The sequence below is a fragment of the Bordetella petrii genome, assembly GCF_017356245.1.
In the GTDB taxonomy this organism is placed as follows: Bacteria; Pseudomonadota; Gammaproteobacteria; order Burkholderiales; family Burkholderiaceae_B; genus Bordetella_A; species Bordetella_A petrii_D.
This window is the reverse complement of sequence record NZ_JAFMZZ010000004.1, coordinates 830,617-843,112: the sequence shown is the minus strand read 5'-3', so window position 1 is coordinate 843,112 and position 12,496 is coordinate 830,617. Positions and strand designations below refer to the sequence as shown.

Below are 12,496 nucleotides of genomic sequence, written 5' to 3'. Positions count from 1 at the left end.
GGAACCCGCCGCATGACCGATCCCACGCATGATGCGGCCGGCGGCGCCGGCCTGGCGTATCGCCTGGATGATTTCTGCGATGGCTGGGCCGATGTGCCGCATGTCATGCTGCTGCACGGCATCGCCGAATCGGCCGAGGCGTTCAACGGCTGGGTGCCGCACCTGGCCCGCCAGTGGCGGGTCATCCGCCCCGACCTGCGCGGGCATGGCCGGTCGGCCGCGCTGCAGCCGGGCGAAATGCTGTCGGTGGCCAGCCTGGCCGACGACATCGACCAGCTGGCCAGGCGCCTGCGGCTCAAGCGCGTGCACGTCGTGGGCGCCAAGCTGGGCGCCCAGGCCGCGCTGGAACTGGCCCAGCGCCGGGCGCCGTGGATGGCGTCGCTGACACTGGCCGGCGTGCTGATCTCGCCGGCGGACGCGCTGGGCAAATGGCTGGACCAATGGACGCGGCTGGTCGACGAGCAGGGCGTCGAAGGCTGGGCGCGCGCCACCATGCCGGGCCGCATGGGCGGCGCGCTGTCGGCCGCCGGCCTGGCCTGGTGGACGCAATACATGGGCCGCGCGCCGGCCGACACCGTCAGGGCCTGCTTCCGGCTGATCGCGGCATCGCGTGAACCGCGCGCGCTGGAGCAGATCGCCTGCCCCACCCAGGTCATCGCGCCGGTGCGGCCCGGGCAGGCCGGCCGGTTCAACCAGCAGCCGTCGCTGGACGAAGTGCGCAGGTGGCTGGCGCGCATCCCCGGCGCGCGGCTGGCCGAACTGGAGGCCGATTCGTATCACATCGCCGCCACGCACCCCGATGCCTGCGCGGCCCTGACAGCCCGGTTTATCAAGGAGCACACGTCATGATGGGATGGCGCGGGCGTATCGGCTTTCTGGTGCCGCCAGGCAACCCGACCGTCGAGCCCGAAATGATGCAATTGGCGCCCGACGGCGTATCGCTGCACTTCACGCGCATGGTGGCGCACGGCACGACCGGCGCGCACGACGGCCAGGAAGACCGCAACCGGACCCAGATCGCGCACCTGGACGAAAACGCCGCCTTGCTGGCCATGGTCAGGCCCGGGGTGATCGTCATGGCCCACACCGCGACCAGCTACACGCTGGGCAAGGACGGCGAGGCCGCGCTGGTCGAGCGCATGCGGCGCGCGCACGGCATTCCGTTCATCACGGCCTTCGGCAGCGTGCTGGCGGCGTTGGAGCACCTGGGCGTGCGGCGCGTGGCGTACGCCACGCCGTACAACCAGCAAGTTACGGCCCAGGGCAAGGCCCATCTCGAGGCGCACGGACTCCAGGTCGTGTCGCACGGCATGCTGCCCGGCGTTTCCAACATCTACGACGAGACGGCCGAGCGGGCCTACCAGCTGGCGCGCCAGGTCGATAGCCCCGAAGCGCAGGCCGTATTCCTGAGCGGCGTCGGCATGCCGACCCTGGCCGTGCTCGACGTGCTGGAACGCGACCTGGGCAAGCCCGTGCTGTCGAGCGCCTCGGCCATGATGTGGCAGGCGCTGCGCACGATCGGCGTGCGCGAGCCGATGCCGCTGGGCGCGAGTTTGTTAACAGGCAGGCCCATCGGCAAACGGGAAGGCAATCCATGATCCGCTATCTATCGGAAGACGACGTACGCCAGCTGCTGACCATGCAGGACGCGATCACGCAGGTCGAGCGGGCGTTCACCGCCAGGGCGCAGGGCAAGGCCTTCGACGTGCCGCGCGTGCGCACGCGGCAGCCCGGCGGCCACCTGCACATACTGCAGGCCGCGGCGCCGGAACTCGATTTCATCGGCTACAAGGCCTATTACATCCAGCCCGACAAGTCGCGCACGTCGCTGCTGCACCTGATCAACATGAGCCAGGGCAATCTGGCGGCGATCATCCAGTCCGACTGGCTGGGGCAGATACGCACCGGCGCGGCAACCGCGGTGGCCCTGCGCACGCTGGCACGCAAGAACGCCGGCGTGCTGGGCCTGTTCGGCTCAGGACGCCACGCGCAGACCCAGCTCGAGGCGGCCTGCGCGGCCTGCGCGCTCAGCGAGGTCAAGGTTTTCGGGCGCGATGCGCAGCGCGTGCTGGCCTTCTGCGACAAAATGGCGAAGCAGACCGGCATCGAGGTCCGGCCCGCCCGGTCGCGTGAAGAAACCGTGCGCGGGTCGGACATCATCCTGACCATCACGCGCAGCAGCGAGCCTCTGTTCGACGGGCGCTGGCTTGAACCGGGGCAATGCATCGCGGCAGTCGGGTCCAACGCGCTGGACCGACGCGAAATCGACCTGCAGACCGTGCGGCGCGCCGACCTTATCGTGGCCGACTCGGTGCAGGTGGCCCAAAGAGAATCCGGCGACCTGCTCGGCGCCTATGAAAACGGCCTGATCTACTGGGAAAACCTGGCCGACCTGGGCCAGGTCCTGGCCGGACACCGCCCCGGCAGGGTAAGCGACGAACAGGTCATCCTGTTTGAATCGCACGGCATGGCGCTGCAGGACATCTACGCCGGCGCCCGCATTCTTGAACTGGCGCACGGCCGCGGCCTGGGCCTGGACCTGCCCATCGGCGCCCGCTGACGGCGCCCGGAGCACACTATGCACAAGATCGACTGCGCCGTCATCGGCGCCGGCGTCGTGGGCCTGGCCATCGCGCGCGAACTGGCGCTGGCCGGACGCGAGGTTGTCATTCTGGAAGCCGAGCCGGCATTCGGCACCCAGACCAGCTCGCGCAATTCAGAGGTCATCCACGCCGGCATATCGTACCCGGCAGGCTCGCTGAAGGCGCGGCTGTGCGTGCAGGGCAGGCATGCGCTGTACCAGTACTGCGCGCAGCGCGGCATCGGCCACGCGCGCATCGGCAAGCTGATCGTGGCCACCGAAGGCGGCGACCTCGCCGGCCTGCAGGGCTATGTCCGGCGTGCCCGCGAAGCGGGGGTCGACGACCTGCGCGTTATCGATCAATCCGAACTGGCCCGGCTGGAGCCGGCGGTCATGGGCCTGGGCGCCGTCCATTCGCCGTCGACCGGCATCGTGGACAGCCATGGGCTGATGCTGGCGTTGCTGGGCGACGCCGAAAACGCCGGCGCCATGCTGATCGCCAACAGCCCGGTGCAGGGCGGCGCCGTCATGCCGGACGGCATCGTGCTGCGCCTGGGCGGCGCGCAGCAAACCGATGTGCTGTGCACAACCGTGGTCAACAGCGCCGGCCTGGGCGCGGCGCGGGTCGCGGCCAGCCTGCGCGGCCTGACGCCGGGCAGCGTGCCGCGCATCCATTATGCAAGGGGCCGCTACTACACCATGAGCGGCGCTTCGCCGTTCCGCCACCTGGTCTACCCCGTGACCCGCGAGGCCACGATGCGCGTGCACGTCACGCTGGACCTGGCCGGGCAGTGCCGGTTCGGGCCCGACCTGGAATGGATAGACGAGGTGGACTACGGTTTTACCGATGAGCGCGAGGCGCTGTTCTATGCCGGCATCCGGCGCTATTACCCGGGCCTGCCCGACGGCGCGCTGCAGCCGGGCTATACCGGCATCCGCCCCCGGCTGGCCGACCCCGGCGCGCCGCTGCATTCCGGCGCCGAGGATTTCCGCATCGAAGGCGTGGACCGCCACGGCGCCAGGGGGCTGGTGAACCTTTTCGGGATCGAATCGCCGGGGCTTACCGCCGCGCTGGCCATCGGGCAGTATGTGCGCGGCATGGCCGCGCCGGTGTAGCAGGCGCGGCGGCTACTGCCTGGCGACCGGCGCAGGCGCGGCGCGGCCCGCGCGGCGCCGGGCGAACACGAGCACATTGCCCAGCATCACCAGCGCCAGCCCGGCCACCGCGGAAATCGTCCACTGGTACCCTTCCGCCACCGTGGAAATGCTGAGCGCCACCACCGGAAACAGCACCGTGCAGTACGCCGCGCGAGCCGGCCCAAGGCGGCCGACCAGAGTCAGGTAGGCGGTGAACGCCACGATGGACCCGAAAAAAGCCAGGTACAGCAGCGCCCCCACGTAGACCGGCGACGGGTCGAAATCGAACGGCTGGCCCGTGGCCACACAGCCCGCCAGCAACACCAGCGACCCGTACAGCATGCTGTAGGCGTTGCCCGTCAGCGGGCCGATGCCGGCGCGCTGCTGCGCCGAAGACAACATGTTGCCGGTGGAAAAACACAGCGTGCCCAGCAGCGCCAGGCCCAGGCCCAGCAGCGTTTCATGGCTGGCCTGCTGCCCGGCCACCTCGGGCCAGAACAACAGCACCAGGCCGGCCAGGCCGAAGGCGCCGCCCAGCATGACGCGCGGCGCAATGCGGGTGCCGAACCACAGGCGCGCGTTCAGCGCGTTCCACAAGGTCGAGGCGGAAAACACCACCGACACCAGGCCGCTGGATATCCATTGCGTGGCGCTGTAGAAGCACAGGAAATTCAGGCAGAACAGGCACAGGCCCTGGCCCAGGCACAGCAGGTGCCCCTGGCGGCTGAGCCGCTGCAGGCGGCCTAGCGCCGCCAGGCCGATCAGCATCACCACCGACGCCAGCGCAAAGCGGTAGAAGATGGACACGGGGATGGCGACCACCCCCAATTGCAGCTTGATGGCCATCCAGGTGGAACCCCAGATGAGCACGGTGAGCAGGTACAGGAACAGGTTCACGATAAGGGCCGCAGAAAAAGGACGATGCCGAGGCAGCGACCCCAGTCTAGGCGCGCCGCCGCCGGCGCGATTGCCGGTTCTTGCGCTTTTTTCCGCCGGACCGGCCGGCGCGCGCGCACCGGCGCGGCAAGCTGGCGTACGATGGACGCGTCATGAGCAAGATCGCGTCGGCGCCGTCCGATTTCACCCTGTTCCATACCCTGCGCGAGGCCCGCGTCCATCTCGACCGCGCCGCGTCGCTGGGGGCCGGCCTGGCGGTGGCCCAATGGAACCGCGACCAGCGCGCCGGCCGCGCGCTGATGGACTACGACACCCCCGGCCACCACACCCTGTCGCTGTACCTGCGGGGCGGCGAAACCTGTTTCCGGCTCAGCCAGCGCGACCTGCATGGCGGCGCCGGCAAGTTCTGCGTGCTGCCCGACCAGCATCATTCGCGCTGGAGCATGAACGAAGAAGTCCGCTTCCTGCACCTGTACATCGCCCCGCAGCGCCTGGCGCGCGAAGCCGTCATGCGGCTCGACCGCGAGCCGCGCGAGCTCGAACTGCGCGATCGAACCTATATCCAGGACCCGTCCCTGGCCGGCGCCTGCCGCGCGCTGCTGGCCGCCGACTGGAACGTGCCGGCGGCGCGCCTGGCGGCCAGCAGCGCCGCCGAGGCCGTGCTGCATCACCTGCTGGCCCACGGCACCGGACGGCCGGCGGGGCGCCTGACGCCGCTGGGCGGCCTGGCGCCCGCGGTGCGGCGCCGGGTGCGCGACTATATCGACGCCCACCTGGCCGAGCCCCTGACACTGGACGTGCTGGCCGGCGTGGCGGCGCTGTCCACCTACCATTTCGCGCGCATGTTCCATGCCTCGTTCGGCGAACCGCCCCATGCCTGGGTGCTGGGGCGCCGCCTGGCGCGGGCCCGCGCCCTGCTGGGGTCCACCGCCGACGACCTGGCCAGCGTGGCGCAGGCCTGCGGATTCGGCAACGCCAGTCATCTCAGCCGCGCGTTCGCGCAGGCCGCGGGCGCCACCCCCGGCCAATACCGGGCCGCCATGCGCGCCGCCCCCCAGGGCCCCGCGCATAAGGCGCGCCAGCCCCCCGGGGGGTCTACAATGGGCTGTTGACCATGCAGACCGGGCACGGCGCCCGACCCACCATGCCAATCGCCAATCCGACCTACGAAAAGGCCTATTCCGACCAGCGCTTCTGGCGCAAGGCGACGCGCCACGCGTCGGCGGTGGGCAAGCAGGCCCTGGAAAAAGCCCTGTGGCTGTACTACGCGGTGCAGAATCCTGGCACGCCCAAATGGGCGCGCCGGGTCATCTACGGCGCGCTGGGCTACTTTGTGCTGCCGCTGGACGCCATCCCCGACCTGGCGCCGCTGGTCGGCTATACCGACGACCTGGGCGTCATGACGGCCGCGCTGGCCACCGTGGCGTTCTACATCAACGACGACGTCAAGCACCAGGCCAGCAACAAGCTGCACGACTGGTTCGGCGCCTCCGCTTCCACCACGCCGCGCCGCGCTGGCTGAATGGCCACCCCCGCCCCCGGCGCCATGCCGGCGCCCGAGCCGACCGGGGCCTGGCAGGCGCACTGGCTGGCCGAGACCATCCGCCTGCGCGAAGAGCACTGGGGCCCGCTGGAAGACGCCGACGCCGTGCGCCAGGCGCGCCTGGGGCCCGACACCCTGGAAGACCGCATCCTGCTGCGCGCGCACCTGCTGGGCCGCCGCGAGGGGCTGGACAGCCTGGTGGCGCGCTGGCGCCAGGGCGCCGTGCTCAGCCTGGCCATCCTGCTGGTGGTCGCGGTGGCCGCCGGCATCGCCTCGGCGGCGGGCGCGCTGGGCGACGGCGCCCGGCCCGTCAATGTCCTGTGGGCGGTGGGCGCGCTGCTGGGCGTGCACGCGCTGACCTTCCTGCTGTGGCTGGCTTCATTCCTGCTGCGCCCGGGCGGGGCCACCGGCCTGGGCCGGCTATGGCTGTGGGCCACCCGCAAGCTGGCGCGCGGCCCCGATGCGGCGCTGGTGCCGCAGGCCCTGATGAACCTGCTGGCGCGCGCCGGCGCGCTGCGCTGGCTGTTCGGCGCCGTCAGCCACGCGCTGTGGCTGGCGGGCCTGGCCGCGGCGCTGGCCACGCTGCTGGTGATGCTGTCCACTGCCAGCTACCGCTTTGTCTGGGCCACCACGCTGCTGCAGCCCAATGCCTTCGTCGCCCTGACCCGCGCGCTGGGCTGGCTGCCGGCCCAGCTGGGCTTCGCCGCGCCGGCCGACGCCATCGTGCGCGCCAGCGACGGCCTGCAGGCGCTGCCCGCCGCGGCCCAGGCCCAATGGTCGGTATGGCTGATCGGCGTGGTGACCGTGTATGGCGTGCTGCCGCGACTGCTGGCCGGGGCGCTTTGCCTGGCGCGCGCCGGCCGCGCCCGGCGCCGGCTGCGCATCGACGCCGCGCTGCCCGGCTATGCGGCGCTGCGCGACCGCCTGCTGCCGCCCGTGCAGTCCACCGGCATCGACCGTCCCGCCGACCCGCTGCACCAGCCGCAGGTCGGCCCCGGCCGGCTGGCCGACCTGGGCGACCAGCCGGTGCTGGCCGGGCTGGAGCTGCCCGCCGACATACATTGGCCGCCGGCCGGCCTGCCCGCGGGTATACAAGATGCCGGCAACCTGGATTCCCGCGAGCAGCGCAACCGGCTGCTGGATGCCTTGGCCCAGGCCGGCGCGCGGCGCCTGCTGATCGCCTGCGACGTGCGCCAGACGCCCGACCGCGGCACACTGGGACTGATCGCCGCGCTGGCCGGCAAGGCCGGCCAGACACGCGTCTGGCTGTCGGCGTTCGGCGCGGCGCCGGCCGGCGAGCCGGCCCGCCTGGACGCCTGGCGCGATCGCCTGGCCGCCGCCGGCATGGCGCCCGACGCCATCCTGCGCGACGCCGACCAGCCGCTGCGCTGGCTGGAATCCGGCGGGGGATGACATGCTGAAGATCGCCGTAGTAGGCCACACCAATACCGGCAAGACTTCTCTGCTGCGCACCCTGACGCGCGACAGCGGGTTCGGCGACGTGGCCGACAGTCCCGGCACCACGCGCCACGTCGAGGGCGCGCGCCTGCGCCTGGACGGCCGGCCGGTGCTCGAATGGTTCGATACCCCCGGCATGGAAGACAGTATCGCGCTGCTCGAATACCTGGAGCGCCTGGACGAACCCGGCGCGCGGCGCGACGGGCCGGCGCGCATCCGCCGCTTCCTCGATTCGCCCGAAGCGCACCGGCGCTACGAACAGGAAGCCCGCGTGCTGGCCAAGATGCTCGATTGCGACGCGGCGCTGTATGTCATCGACGCCCGCGACCCGGTGCTGAGCAAGCACCGCGACGAACTGGCCCTGCTGGCGGCCTGCGGCCGCCCGCTGCTGCCGGTGCTGAACTTCGTCAATGCGCCCGCCCACCGCGCCGACGAATGGCGCGACGCCATGGCCCGGCTGGGCCTGCATGCCGCGCTGGAATTCGACACCGTGGCGCCGCCGCTGGACGGCGAACGCCAGCTGTACGCCAAGCTGGCCGTGCTGCTGGACCGCCATGCCGTCACCCTGAACCGCCTGTCGGACGAACTGGCGCGCCAGCGCCTGGAACGCGGCCGCGCCGCCTGGCAGCTGGCGGCCGACCTGCTGGTGGACGTGGCCGCGCTGCGGCTGGCCAGCCCCGCCGACGACGCGGCCCTGCAGGCCCATGCCGCCACGCTGCGCGACCAGGTCCGCCATCGCGAACAGGCCTGCGTGGACGCGCTGCTGGCGCTGTACAACTTCCGCCGCAGCGACTATGCCGAAGACGATTTGCCGCTGCAAGGCACACGCTGGGGCATGGACCTGTTCCACCCGCAGGCCCTGAAAGACATGGGCATCCAGCTCGGCGCCGGCATGGCGGCCGGCGCCATGGCCGGCGCGGCCGTCGACCTGTTCAGCGCCGGCCTGAGCCTGGGCACCGGCATGCTGATCGGCGCGGCGGCCGGCGGGCTGTGGCAAGGCGTGGAACGCTTCGGCGGCCGCATCCTGGGCAAATTGCGCGGCTACCGCGAGATCACCGTCGATGACGCCGTGCTGCGCCTGCTGGCCCTGCGCCAACGCCAACTGATCCACGCCCTGGAACGCCGCGGCCACGCCGCCCGCGACCCGCTGCGCCTGGATCGCCCGGCCGACCAGGCCTGGCGATCCGGCCGCCTGCCCGACCCCCTGAAAGAAGCCCGCAGCCGCCCCGAGTGGTCGGCCCTGGGCAAAGGCCACGAAGACGACGAACGCCGCAAACGCGTGGTGGCCGAGCTGGCCCTCACGCTGGCCGAAGACACCAGCGACACCCCACCCCAGCCAGCCCCGCAAGAAACCTGATCCGGCACGCACGCAGAAAGTTCGTTCGAACATCCCGCACCACCTTCCATCATCAAACCGCCTCGCCACGCGATCATCAACCGAATGACAGTCCAAGCCGCGCAGGGCGGCTTGGACTGTCGACCCCGCACACTCTTCCTCTTCCCCACCGTTGCGGCCACTCATGCAAAAACCCGCGCCGTGCCGGCAATGCGGGAATCTTGATTCATCACAAGTCGAGTCGTGGTGGCGGATGGGGGCCGGGCGCCTCGGGGGCGAGCAAGGGAAACCGAAGGAGCGCAGCGACGAGGTTGACGCAGCGATGTCTGGCGCGAACGCGCCAGACCGGCCCCGTGAAGCCCGGCCCCCATCCGCCACCGCGACTCGACGCCAGAAGAACCAACACCCCCCACAAGCCAGCACCCGCAGCGTTTTCCACCCCCCGCAACCAAGTACTAACCCCAAGTCAAAACGATTGACGCTTAAATCAATGCCTCTATAAGATTCGTCCTACATTGGCGCGGTCAGTCCGGGCCAAAAAGAATCACCGAGGTCAGGTTTATCGTGAATCCGAAGCCCTATGCAGTGATCGCCACCGCTACGCCCGCGTCTGCGCGCGCGGCCGCCCGCCTTCATCCGCAAGACCTCGCATTGTCGTAAGCAGTACGCCGTGCCCCCGGCCTGATCCGAATAGGGGCGGGGGCCCTGTCACTTCTGTCGCGCGATCCCGCGCACCACACGGAGCAAAAAGGGCTATGCGTATCACACCATTCATCAAGAAATCGGCGCTGGCGCTCGCGGTATGCGGCGCCATGCTGGCGGGCACCGCGCATGCCAAGACCCTGCACTGGGCCTATCAGGGCGACGCCACCTCCATGGACCCGATGGCCCTGAACGAAACGTTCACGCTGGGCTTCCAGGGCAACATCTACGAAACCCTGGCCGGCTACGACGGCGACATGAAGCTCACGCCGCTGCTGGCCGAAAGCTGGGAAAACACCGAACCCACCAAATGGGTGTTCAAGCTGCGCAAGGGCGTCAAGTTCCACGACGGCTCGCCCTTTACCGCCGACGACGTGATCTTCTCGTGGAAGCGCAGCCTGACGCCCGGCTCGGACATGAAGGGCTACGGCGCCAAGGCTTCCGATATCAAGAAGATCGACGACTACACCATCGAAGTCACCACGCCCACGCCCAACCCCATTCTGCCGCGCGAATGGACCTTCCTGTACATCATGAGCAAATCGTGGTCTGAAAAGAACAAGACCACCGAAGCCACCAACGTCAAGGGCGACAACCAGGGCAACTACGCCAACCTGCACGCCAACGGCACCGGCCCGTTCATGCTGGTCGAACGCCAGCCCGACGTGAAAACCGTGCTCAAGCGCTATGACGGCTACTGGGACAAGAACATCAAGACCAACATCGACGAAGTGGTGTTCCAGCCCATTACCCAGGAAGCCACGCGCGTGGCGGCCCTGATCTCGGGTGAAATGGACATCGTGCAGCCGGTGCCGGTGCAGGACTGGCAGCGCCTGGAAGACGCCCCCGGCGTCAAGCCGCTGACCGAGCCCGAGGCGCGCGCCATCTTCATCGGCATGGATCAGCACCGCGACGAACTGCTGTTCTCGAACATCAAGGGCAAGAACCCGTTCAAGGACGCCCGGGTGCGCGAGGCCGTGGTGCTGGCGGTGGACATCGAGGCCATCAACAAGAAGATCATGCGCGGCGCCGCCAAGCCGCTGGGGTCGCTGGTGGCCACGTCGGTGAACGGCTACGACGATTCGTTCGGCAAGCCCTACAAGCCCGATCCGGCCAAGGCCAAGAAGCTGATGGCCGAAGCCGGCTACCCCGACGGCTTCGAAGTGACGCTCGACTGCCCGAACGACCGCTACGTCAACGACGAGAAAATCTGCCAGGCGGTGGCCGGTATGCTGGCGCGCGTGGGCATCAAGATCAACCTGCTGGCGCAGACCAAGTCGAAGTACTTCGGCAAGATCCTGCTGCAGGCCGGCAACCAGACCAGCATGTACATGCTGGGCTGGACGCCGAGCTCCACCGACGCGCACAACGTGCTGCTGAACCTGGCCGCGTGCCGCGACAGCAAGACGGCGGCGGGCCAGTTCAACCTGGGCGGCTACTGCAACCCGAAGGTCGACGAGCTTACCAACAAGATCGGCGTGGAAACCGACCAGGCCAAGCGCAACGCCATGATCAAGGAAGCCTTCGATATCGTGCGCAAAGACTACGGCTACCTGCCGCTGCACCAGCAGCCCATGTCGTGGGGCATCAAAGACAAGCTGCAGGTCGTACAGCGCGCGGACGACGTGCTGGACCTGCGCAACGTCGTCATGCCATAAGGTGCCCCCCCCCGAAGCGCCGCGCGCTTCCCTCAGCGGGGCGGCGCCGGCGTTTGTAGGTCGCTTGCAGGTGTCTGACTCCAAAGGTGTCGGACACCTAAGTGGGCAGAGGTTGTTTCAATAGTATGGTGTCTGACACCTGCGGAGTCAGACACTTGGCAATGCCCCGCCGGCGCCCCGTGCCAGTCTTCCAACAGGACGCAGATTCATGCTTTTTTTCATCGGGCGACGCCTGTTGCAGTCGTTGCTGGTCATGCTGACCGTGGCGCTGATTGCGTTTTCCATGTTCCGCTATGTGGGCGACCCGATCGTCAGCATGGTGGGGCAGGACACCACTGAAGCGCAGCGCGCCGAGCTGCGCGAGCGCCTGGGCCTGAACGATCCGTTCGTGGTGCAGTACGCGCGCTTCGTGCGCGACGCCGCGCAGGGCAACTTCGGCATTTCATACCGCCAGCGCCAGCCGGTCAGCGACCTGATCGAACAACGCCTGCCGGCCACCCTGGAACTGTCATTCATCTCGGCCCTGATGGCGCTGGCGTTCGGCATTCCCATGGGCATCTACACGGCGCTGCGGCGCCATGGCGCGCTGTCGCGCGCCTTCATGGCCCTGTCGCTGGCCGGCATCTCGCTGCCCACCTTCCTGATCGGCATTTTGCTGATCCTGGTGTTCAGCGTGCAATTGCGCTGGCTGCCCAGCTTCGGCCGCGGCGAAGTCATTTCGATCGGCGGCTGGACCACCGGCCTGCTGACGCGCTCGGGCCTGGCGGCGCTGATCCTGCCGGCCATCACGCTGGCGCTGTTCCAGATGACGCTGATCATGCGGCTGGTGCGGGCCGAGATGCTGGAAATTCTGCGTTCGGATTTCATCAAATTCGCCCGCGCGCGCGGCCTGCCCGAACGGCTGATCAATTTCCGCCATGCGCTCAAGAACACCATGGTGCCGGTCATTACCATTACCGGCCTGCAGCTGGGCTCGATCATCGCTTTCGCCATCATTACCGAAACCGTGTTCCAGTGGCCGGGCATGGGGCTGCTGTTCATCCAGGCCATCGGCACGGTCGATATCCCGGTCATGGCGGCCTACCTGGTGCTGATCGCCTTTTTCTTCGTCGTGATCAATCTTATTGTCGACATACTGTATGTGGTGGTCGACCCGCGCCTGCGCGTGCAGAGCAAATGAAGGA

General features: G+C 69.1%; 11 protein-coding genes. 10 read left to right on the top strand and 1 reads right to left on the bottom strand.

The window, feature by feature from the left end:
• The first annotated feature begins 12 nt into the window (after window positions 1–12).
• The 4 genes from J2P76_RS22050 to J2P76_RS22035 are packed head-to-tail and all read left to right on the top strand — an operon-like array spanning window position 13 to window position 3,697.
• Window positions 13–849, top strand: coding sequence for an alpha/beta fold hydrolase (locus tag J2P76_RS22050; protein WP_207410056.1), 837 nt, complete (start codon window positions 13–15; stop codon window positions 847–849).
• The gene (locus J2P76_RS22045) at window positions 846–1,598 is read left to right on the top strand and encodes a maleate cis-trans isomerase family protein (RefSeq protein ID WP_207410055.1); all 753 of its coding nucleotides are present in this window, start codon (window positions 846–848) and stop codon (window positions 1,596–1,598) included. Before J2P76_RS22050 ends, J2P76_RS22045 begins: the two co-directional genes overlap by 4 nt.
• Window positions 1,595–2,560, top strand: coding sequence for an ornithine cyclodeaminase family protein (locus tag J2P76_RS22040; protein ID WP_207410053.1), 966 nt, complete (start codon window positions 1,595–1,597; stop codon window positions 2,558–2,560). The genes J2P76_RS22045 and J2P76_RS22040 overlap by 4 nt, the downstream gene beginning before the upstream one ends.
• Window positions 2,561–2,578: 18 nt before the next feature.
• The gene (locus J2P76_RS22035; protein WP_207410051.1) at window positions 2,579–3,697 is read left to right on the top strand and encodes an NAD(P)/FAD-dependent oxidoreductase; all 1,119 of its coding nucleotides are present in this window, start codon (window positions 2,579–2,581) and stop codon (window positions 3,695–3,697) included.
• A gap of 12 nt (window positions 3,698–3,709) precedes the next feature.
• Here the strand turns inward: J2P76_RS22035 and J2P76_RS22030 are convergent, their stop codons facing one another.
• On the bottom strand, window positions 3,710–4,615 hold the full coding sequence (locus tag J2P76_RS22030) for an EamA family transporter (protein WP_207410049.1): 906 nt from the start codon (window positions 4,613–4,615) through the stop codon (window positions 3,710–3,712).
• Window positions 4,616–4,767: 152 nt separating this feature from the next.
• Here J2P76_RS22030 and J2P76_RS22025 point away from each other — a divergent pair, with 152 nt between their 5' ends.
• The 6 genes from J2P76_RS22025 (at window position 4,768) to J2P76_RS22000 (ending at window position 12,492) form a co-directional block, all read left to right on the top strand.
• Window positions 4,768–5,727: a helix-turn-helix domain-containing protein gene (locus J2P76_RS22025; protein WP_207410047.1), complete on the top strand. Its 960-nt coding sequence runs from the start codon at window positions 4,768–4,770 to the stop codon at window positions 5,725–5,727.
• A gap of 32 nt (window positions 5,728–5,759) precedes the next feature.
• Window positions 5,760–6,137, top strand: a complete 378-nt coding sequence (locus tag J2P76_RS22020) for a YkvA family protein (protein ID WP_207410045.1) — start codon at window positions 5,760–5,762, stop codon at window positions 6,135–6,137.
• Window positions 6,138–7,571: a DUF2868 domain-containing protein gene (locus tag J2P76_RS22015; RefSeq protein ID WP_242697643.1), complete on the top strand. Its 1,434-nt coding sequence runs from the start codon at window positions 6,138–6,140 to the stop codon at window positions 7,569–7,571.
• Between the two features lies 1 nt (window position 7,572).
• The gene (locus J2P76_RS22010; protein WP_207410043.1) at window positions 7,573–8,973 is read left to right on the top strand and encodes a GTPase/DUF3482 domain-containing protein; all 1,401 of its coding nucleotides are present in this window, start codon (window positions 7,573–7,575) and stop codon (window positions 8,971–8,973) included.
• Window positions 8,974–9,707: 734 nt separating this feature from the next.
• Entirely contained in the window at window positions 9,708–11,312 is a 1,605-nt protein-coding gene (locus J2P76_RS22005; RefSeq protein ID WP_207410041.1) for an ABC transporter substrate-binding protein, read from the top strand.
• A 208-nt stretch (window positions 11,313–11,520) separates the two neighbouring features.
• Complete coding sequence (locus J2P76_RS22000; protein ID WP_207410039.1) at window positions 11,521–12,492, top strand: ABC transporter permease; 972 nt, start codon at window positions 11,521–11,523, stop codon at window positions 12,490–12,492.
• The last annotated feature ends 4 nt before the right edge of the window (window positions 12,493–12,496 follow it).

Coding starts and splice junctions, on each gene's coding strand:
- J2P76_RS22025 (WP_207410047.1), top strand. CDS start 4,768: ATGAGCAAGATCGCGTCGGCGCCGTCCGATTTCACCCTGTTCCATACC.
- J2P76_RS22050 (WP_207410056.1), top strand. CDS start 13: ATGACCGATCCCACGCATGATGCGGCCGGCGGCGCCGGCCTGGCGTAT.
- J2P76_RS22035 (WP_207410051.1), top strand. CDS start 2,579: ATGCACAAGATCGACTGCGCCGTCATCGGCGCCGGCGTCGTGGGCCTG.
- J2P76_RS22015 (WP_242697643.1), top strand. CDS start 6,138: ATGGCCACCCCCGCCCCCGGCGCCATGCCGGCGCCCGAGCCGACCGGG.
- J2P76_RS22045 (WP_207410055.1), top strand. CDS start 846: ATGATGGGATGGCGCGGGCGTATCGGCTTTCTGGTGCCGCCAGGCAAC.
- J2P76_RS22020 (WP_207410045.1), top strand. CDS start 5,760: ATGCCAATCGCCAATCCGACCTACGAAAAGGCCTATTCCGACCAGCGC.
- J2P76_RS22005 (WP_207410041.1), top strand. CDS start 9,708: ATGCGTATCACACCATTCATCAAGAAATCGGCGCTGGCGCTCGCGGTA.
- J2P76_RS22040 (WP_207410053.1), top strand. CDS start 1,595: ATGATCCGCTATCTATCGGAAGACGACGTACGCCAGCTGCTGACCATG.
- J2P76_RS22000 (WP_207410039.1), top strand. CDS start 11,521: ATGCTTTTTTTCATCGGGCGACGCCTGTTGCAGTCGTTGCTGGTCATG.
- J2P76_RS22010 (WP_207410043.1), top strand. CDS start 7,573: ATGCTGAAGATCGCCGTAGTAGGCCACACCAATACCGGCAAGACTTCT.